Origin of the sequence: Nostoc sp. (assembly GCF_036917775.1) — a bacterium.
In the GTDB taxonomy this organism is placed as follows: Bacteria; Cyanobacteriota; Cyanobacteriia; order Cyanobacteriales; family Nostocaceae; genus Nostoc.
This window is the reverse complement of record NZ_JBALEQ010000043.1, coordinates 1-4486: the sequence shown is the minus strand read 5'-3', so window position 1 is coordinate 4486 and position 4486 is coordinate 1. Positions and strand designations below refer to the sequence as shown.

The following is a 4486-nucleotide window of genomic DNA, read 5'->3' as shown; positions in this document are numbered from 1 at the left end:
GCAGCACCTGTATTGTTCACAGCCTTCAAGGAATTTCAAGAATCTCAGCAAATCACAGCATTTTTCTCTCACCAGAGACATAAAAGAGCGCTAATAGGGATTTTGATGAATTGCAATGCAAAGCTTAAGTGACCTCACTGAGAAAATGCTGATTGGAGTTGCTTTTAAATACGGCAAAGATAGCCGTCAATATGAAATAGCGGGTGTTGTTCGCAAAAGTAGAGCAACACGCTTAAGAGCGACTTCAAAAGAATTAGCCAGTGAAAATGCTAAAACTGGGTATCTTAATGGACTAGATAAAGCGATCGCAGAATAAATCCATTCTCGTACAAAGTATGGAAACGAGTAAATGGTTAATTTTAACTCTCCACCCCCTACTCTCCAACCTTTTTCCACGGTAGTTTGACTGTAAATCGACTACCTTTGCCTAACTGACTTTCAGCGTGGACAGTACCACCATGCAACTCGACGATTTTTTGCACCATCACCAATCCTAAACCCGTACCTGCGGAACGACGGGTAGAGGCATTTTCAACTTGGATAAAAGGTTGAAATAATCGGAAAAGGTCATCGGAAAGCATACCAATACCCGTATCTACCACGCTAAAAAAGATATATTCATTTGTGGAATTTGGCTGAACTTCAATCCAAACTTTGCCTCCGTCGTGAGTAAACTTAATAGCGTTGCTCAACAGGTTGATAAATACCTGGCGGATGCGGCGCTCATCAACTTGGATGGGTTCGAGTTCTTCAGGGATTTGTACACTCAGCTGGATATTTTTTTGTAACGCTAAATTTTTGACGAAACTGAGACTAGAGTCACATAATTCTGGAATGGAAGTAGCCCCTAGTTGCAGTTCTATCTTGCTAGATTCAATATCTGTAAGCTCAAGGATTTGGTTAATTAATCCTAGTAAATTCTTACCGTTCGATTCGAGGGTATTTAGAAACTGGCGCTGTTCTTCAGTTACAGTACCGTAAACTTCATTTTCGAGTGCTGATGCAATTTCAAGAATGGAGCTTAAGGGAGTCCTCAATTCATGGCTCATATTTACCAAAAAGGTCTTTTTGGCACGATTTGCAACTTCGGCAGCTTCTTTCGCCTCACGCAGAGCAGATTCTGCACTTTTGCGATCGCAGACTTCTAAAGTCAGAGCGACAAATTCAGCTATTGAGCTAACGAAGTTTTGCTCACTCAGTTCCCATATCCGAGGAATATCAATCTGTTCATATAATACTGTTCCCACCACTTCGCCCCCAACCCAAATGGAGGTATTAATTAGGGATACAATATTTTTTGTTTCTAGAAATTCATCCCATAATTCTTGTATCCGTAAATCGGTGCGAGTATCGGTGACAGCTATGATTCGCGCAGATGTTAGGGATTTAAAGTAGATGGGATAATCTGCGCGATCGCGTTCTAAACCTGCCGAATGTTTCTGATTGCTACGTTCGTAGAGACTTATACATTGTAGTTTAGTACGTTGACGTAGCCTGTCGTCGGCATCGTTATTAAATAACCACACACTTACTCGTTCTACCTCTAAAGCATTCGCGGCTTTCTCGGTAATAACTTTGAATGCTGTTTCTAGATTTCCTTCTGAAATTGCCCTGTGATTTGCCAGTTCTGCCAACGCTCGATTATGCTTTTCTAGCTTTTGCTCACTATTAATACTTTTTTGAATCTCTTGCTGTAATTCTTCAGTTCGCTGTTTAACTTGCAATTCTAACTCTTCATTTTTAGTAATTTGTGCAGTAAAGGTTTTACGTAAATGCTGCATCATCTCGTTGAAAGATTCACCCAGCACCTCTACTTCTTTAATGCCTGGTACAATCACCACCGAGTCTTCAACCTTGGTGAAATCGGCTAAATCTTTTGTCGCCGTGCTAAAGTACAAAATTGGCTGAGTTATCCAACGGGCGGTAACAATTCCTAGTAAAGTAGCTAATCCCAACGCTCCCAGACAGAGAAAAATTGTAGTTTGAGTGTTGCGATCAATTTGCCCCATAAAATCTGCTTCAGGGACAGCTACCACAATTAACCAGTTGACATTTGGTTCGCCTTGTAACGGCCTAATTTCTAAAAATTGTCGTTTGCCGTTAAAAGAGAAATCTAGTTGCTGTAAACTCTTAATCTGGTCAAAGTTAGTAAATTTAGTTTCTAAATATTTAGCACTGGCTTGAGTAAAAGCATTCCCGCTTTGGGAAGCTGCCAACCTAATCGGTTTACCATTTTGGAGGCGGAATGGTTCTTCCGTTGTGGAACTTGCGACTAATAGCCCCGATCTCTCGATAATAAAAACTTGCCCAGACTTGCCAACTTTAATATTTTGCAGCAAATCCCCAATTTGTGATATATGAGTTAGAGTGCTGTTGACACCAAGTAACTGACCTTGAGAGTTATATATAGGTTGAGAAGCACTAATTAGAAGCGTTGGTTCGGTGATGGATGTAAAAATCTGACTAAAGCTGAATTTTTTAGCGGTAACTGCTGCTTGATAACTAGGACGCGATCGCGCATCATAGTTTTTGATCACCTCTGGTAGCTGGGTACGTTGACCAAGAGAGTCAATTTTGTAGGTGTAGAGGTCGTAACCAGTTGACTTATCAGCTTTTCTGAGTAAATATTGGCGATCGTTGAGCTTTTCCACCGCTAAGTGTTCTTGCTGTTCATTGCTTGCCGTTAAAGCAACAGCATCAGGAAAAATCTCTAACTGCTTGATTAAGTATGACTCCCAAGTTGCCAGATTTTCCATCTTCAGCAACCCGATGTCAATGACATTTTGATTACCGCGCAGTACTTGACGCGGAGTTGAGAGATAAGCCTGTAAATTTTGCTCTACTCGATTAGCGACTTCATAACGCAACTCGCTAGCTACCTCATTGACAGCCTTTTGCCCATTGCGGATTGATAAGTATGCAGTCAATCCCACAGCTAGCAAGATTTGCAGCACAAACAACACTACGAGAATGCGACGTAGAGGTACACCTTTCAACAGAGGAAAAACACCACTTTGCCCAATATTTTTGTTCATAAGCCCACTCTCCCTTCCTGTCCTATAGTAGTGAGTACAACACCCCGACTTCGCTGTTCTGTGGGCTTATACATAGTTTGTACTCGGTCGGGTCAAGAGCCAATATACCACTTCTGGTAAAAGAACAAAACTTTAATCGTGCAACGAAGTGAAGCAAAGCAATCGCAGCAAAACCAAACACTGTAGGGGCAATTCAGGAATTGCCCCTACGTGAAAATAAGGGTTATATTACTGTACACATACAGGGTTGCTATCAGGAGTAGCATCAGGATAGAAAGTGCGGACTCCACCATTCCTTCTGACAAACACAGCTTTAAACGTATTACCCTGATCTGTTACAGTCCAATTACAAACAGTGTTAGTGGAACTGGTATTGGGGTTATTTTTATATGCTAAAGCTGCTATAGAAAGAATTTCTTCAGCGTTGAGAGTGTAGGCATAACCCTTAATAGAAGACTGAGAAGTAGAATTGCCGACTTTAACAATAGCACCAATGGTATAAATAGCATTGGGAACAACTTCTTCTCTAGATGTGTTGTTATTTAGTCGTCCAGCTAAACCCTTTTGTTGAAGTTCTAGATAACGACCAACAAAGTGCAATCCACCTATTGCACCTCCAGCAACAGGTTCTCCACAGAAAATATGATCAAAACCTTCTGCATTAAACCAGACATTAGTCAAGTCAGCTAAGAAATCAGCATCAGAAGTGCGCCCTAAAACCAGATATCCTCCTACATATTGTTTAATATTGGCTAAAACAGTAGGATTATTTGTCATCATCAACTGGAAATTTGAAGGGCTGACAACTGTACCAGGTTGTCCACAAAGATTGGTAACTGCGGTGTCAAAAGTATTTAGAGTTGGAGCAGTAGGAGTAACATCTGCTGGGCTGCCGTATGCTAGTCCAGATACAGGATTGTTGATGTTGTCAAAGAATGGTACAGAGCCAGCAGGTAGAGAGGGGGAACCAGAAGAGCCATAATCGGTAATTACAATATCATCAATGTTAGTTCTGTTGGAAGTTCCATCAGTCTTGCGGATTTCGCAACGAACTGTGCCAGAAATGTTAGGTGTAAAAGTTGCTGTTTGCAGTGATTGAGAATTAGTTGTAATTGTTGAACCTACTGCTGTCCAAGAGGTTCCGCTTGTAGTTGAACACCACAATCCCCAAGTGGTGTTAGCATCACTACCATACTTAGCGTGTTTGATTGTAACTGTGCCAGCGCCTGTGGTGCGATCAAATTTCATCGTAACTTTGCCACTATTACGAATGCGAGTAGATTGCAATCCGCTTTTGACATCGCTGGAAGTGTTGCCAATCAAAGCATCATTCAAATTCCAAACGCCTGTAGTGAGGCTGAGAGGGTGACAAGGCAACTCTAAGCTAGATGGGACAAAACTTTGAGAAGATGGTGGAGACAAAAAATAGGGAGCATTTTTGTGGCTCCCCC

General features: G+C 41.5%; 3 protein-coding genes. 1 reads left to right on the top strand and 2 read right to left on the bottom strand.

Going from position 1 to position 4486, the window contains the following annotated elements; translation table 11 throughout:
* Positions 1-115 precede the first annotated feature (115 nt).
* Positions 116-316 carry a hypothetical protein gene (locus V7K69_RS07045; RefSeq protein ID WP_335032667.1) on the top strand — a complete coding sequence of 67 codons (201 nt, stop codon included), beginning with the start codon at positions 116-118 and terminating at the stop codon, positions 314-316.
* A 58-nt stretch (positions 317-374) separates the two neighbouring features.
* Here the strand turns inward: V7K69_RS07045 and V7K69_RS07040 are convergent, their stop codons facing one another.
* Both V7K69_RS07040 and V7K69_RS07035 read right to left on the bottom strand, forming a co-directional pair.
* Positions 375-3035 carry a sensor histidine kinase gene (locus V7K69_RS07040; RefSeq protein ID WP_335032665.1) on the bottom strand — a complete coding sequence of 887 codons (2661 nt, stop codon included), beginning with the start codon at positions 3033-3035 and terminating at the stop codon, positions 375-377.
* A gap of 228 nt (positions 3036-3263) precedes the next feature.
* On the bottom strand, positions 3264-4486 hold a 1223-nt coding region (locus V7K69_RS07035), incomplete at its 5' end, for an EndoU domain-containing protein (RefSeq protein WP_335032663.1).

Excerpts from the sequence above, each read along its gene's own strand:
- V7K69_RS07040 (WP_335032665.1), bottom strand. The coding sequence starts at position 3,035 with ATGAACAAAAATATTGGGCAAAGTGGTGTTTTTCCTCTGTTGAAAGGT.
- V7K69_RS07045 (WP_335032667.1), top strand. The coding sequence starts at position 116 with ATGCAAAGCTTAAGTGACCTCACTGAGAAAATGCTGATTGGAGTTGCT.